The 3,230-nt window shown below is 53.4% G+C and carries 2 rRNA genes; both read right to left on the minus strand.

The features are described from left to right. Positions 1 to 2: 2 nt before the first annotated feature. Positions 3 to 118, minus strand: a 5S ribosomal RNA gene (gene rrf, locus Xenpb_RS20405). Positions 119 to 210: 92 nt separating this feature from the next. Then, positions 211 to 3,119 (minus strand): 23S ribosomal RNA (locus tag Xenpb_RS20410). Positions 3,120 to 3,230: the final 111 nt, after the last annotated feature.

Consider the following 3,230-nt stretch of genomic DNA (forward strand, 5'->3'; position numbering starts at 1 on the left):
ATGTCTGGCAGTGTCCTACTCTCACATGGGGAGACCCCACACTACCATCGGCGCTACGGCGTTTCACTGCTGAGTTCGGCATGGGGTCAGGTGGGACCACCGCGCTGTTGCCGCCAGACAAATTCTGTATTCAATCCCGAACAAGCTGCTGTCTTGCATTTGAAACCCCATTCTGCTCTCTCTCTACGCCCAAAACACCTTCGGTGTTGTCAGGTTAAGCCGCACGGTTCATTAGTACCGGTTAGCTCAACGTGTCGCCACGCTTACACACCCGGCCTATCCACGTCCTCGTCTCGAACGTTCCTTCAGTGTCCTCAAGGGACAAGGGAAGACTCATCTCAAGGCAAGTTTCCCGCTTAGATGCTTTCAGCGGTTATCTCTGCCGCACTTAGCTACCGGGCAATGCCATTGGCATGACAACCCGAACACCAGTGGTGCGTCCACTCCGGTCCTCTCGTACTAGGAGCAGCCCCTTTCAATCTTCCAACGCCCACGGCAGATAGGGACCGAACTGTCTCACGACGTTCTAAACCCAGCTCGCGTACCACTTTAAATGGCGAACAGCCATACCCTTGGGACCTACTTCAGCCCCAGGATGTGATGAGCCGACATCGAGGTGCCAAACACCGCCGTCGATATGAACTCTTGGGCGGTATCAGCCTGTTATCCCCGGAGTACCTTTTATCCGTTGAGCGATGGCCCTTCCATACAGAACCACCGGATCACTAAGACCTACTTTCGTACCTGCTCGAGCCGTCACTCTCGCAGTCAAGCCAGCTTATGCCTTTGCACTAACCTCACGATGTCCGACCGTGATTAGCTAACCTTCGTGCTCCTCCGTTACGCTTTGGGAGGAGACCGCCCCAGTCAAACTACCCACCAGACACTGTCCGCAACCCGGGTCACGGGCCTGCGTTAGAACATCAAACATTCAAGGGTGGTATTTCAAGGATGGCTCCATGCAGACTGGCGTCCACACTTCCAAGCCTCCCACCTATCCTACACATCAAGGCTCAAGGTTCAGTGTCAAGCTATAGTAAAGGTTCACGGGGTCTTTCCGTCTTGCCGCGGGTACACTGCATCTTCACAGCGAGTTCAATTTCACTGAGTCTCGGGTGGAGACAGCCTGGCCATCATTACGCCATTCGTGCAGGTCGGAACTTACCCGACAAGGAATTTCGCTACCTTAGGACCGTTATAGTTACGGCCGCCGTTTACTGGGGCTTCGATCAAGAGCTTCGCCTTGCGGCTGACCCCATCAATTAACCTTCCAGCACCGGGCAGGCGTCACACCGTATACGTCCACTTTCGTGTTTGCACAGTGCTGTGTTTTTATTAAACAGTTGCAGCCAGCTGGTATCTTCGGCTGATTTCAGCTCCGCCCGCAGGGGCTTCACCTACCTATCAGCGTGCCTTCTCCCGAAGTTACGGCACCATTTTGCCTAGTTCCTTCACCCGAGTTCTCTCAAGCGCCTGAGTATTCTCTACCTGACCACCTGTGTCGGTTTGGGGTACGATTCAATGTTACCTGAGGCTTAGAGGCTTTTCCTGGAAGCAGGGCATCTGTCACTTCAGCACCGTAGTGCCTCGTCATTACGCCTCAGTGTTAACAGCGGTCCGGATTTACCAAAACCACCCACCTACACGCTTAAACCGGGACGACCGTCGCCCGGCTGACATAGCCTTCTCCGTCCCCCCTTCGCAGTAACACCGAGTACAGGAATATTAACCTGTTTCCCATCGACTACGCTTTTCAGCCTCGCCTTAGGGGTCGACTCACCCTGCCCCGATTAACGTTGGACAGGAACCCTTGGTCTTCCGGCGAGCGGGTTTTTCACCCGCTTTATCGTTACTTATGTCAGCATTCGCACTTCTGATACCTCCAGCAAACCTCACAGTTCACCTTCAGCGGCTTACAGAACGCTCCCCTACCCAACAACACTTACGTGTCGCTGCCGCAGCTTCGGTGCATGGTTTAGCCCCGTTACATCTTCCGCGCAGGCCGACTCGACCAGTGAGCTATTACGCTTTCTTTAAATGATGGCTGCTTCTAAGCCAACATCCTGGCTGTCTGAGCCTTCCCACTTCGTTTCCCACTTAACCATGACTTGGGGACCTTAGCTGGCGGTCTGGGTTGTTTCCCTCTTCACGACGGACGTTAGCACCCGCCGTGTGTCTCCCGTGATAACATTCTTCGGTATTCGCAGTTTGCATCGGGTTGGTAAGTCGGGATGACCCCCTAGCCGAAACAGTGCTCTACCCCCGAAGATGAGTTCACGAGGCGCTACCTAAATAGCTTTCGGGGAGAACCAGCTATCTCCCGGTTTGATTGGCCTTTCACCCCCAGCCACAAGTCATCCGCTAATTTTTCAACATTAGTCGGTTCGGTCCTCCAGTTAGTGTTACCCAACCTTCAACCTGCCCATGGCTAGATCACCGGGTTTCGGGTCTATACCCTGCAACTTAACGCCCCGTTAAGACTCGGTTTCCCTGCGGCTCCCCTAAACGGTTAACCTTGCTACAGAATATAAGTCGCTGACCCATTATACAAAAGGTACGCAGTCACACCTTAAAAGGTGCTCCCACTGCTTGTACGTACACGGTTTCAGGTTCTCTTTCACTCCCCTCGCCGGGGTTCTTTTCGCCTTTCCCTCACGGTACTGGTTCACTATCGGTCAGTCAGGAGTATTTAGCCTTGGAGGATGGTCCCCCCATATTCAGACAGGATACCACGTGTCCCGCCCTACTCTTCGAGCTCCCAACACCAGCGTCTTCGGATACGGGGCTGTCACCCTTTACTGCCGGCCTTTCCAGACCGTTCTCCTGACGCTGATATTGTTGATGGCTCTGGGCTGCTCCCCGTTCGCTCGCCGCTACTGGGGGAATCTCGGTTGATTTCTTTTCCTCGGGGTACTGAGATGTTTCAGTTCCCCCGGTTCGCCTCATTCACCTATGGATTCAGTGAATGATAGTGCAACGGATTGCACTGGGTTTCCCCATTCGGATATCGCCGGCTGATAACGCTGCTTATCAGCTCACCGGCGCTTTTCGCAGATTAGCACGTCCTTCATCGCCTCTGACTGCCTAGGCATCCACCGTGTACGCTTATTCGCTTAACCTCACAACCCGAAGGTGTCTTCAGATTGGAGTATTGAGAGACTCATCAATGCCATTTTTCAATAACACTGATTGTTTCAAATTTTCAGCTTGTTCCAGATTGTTAAAGAGCA

The sequence above is a fragment of the Xenorhabdus sp. PB62.4 genome, assembly GCF_014467285.1.
Taxonomy (GTDB): domain Bacteria; phylum Pseudomonadota; class Gammaproteobacteria; order Enterobacterales; family Enterobacteriaceae; genus Xenorhabdus.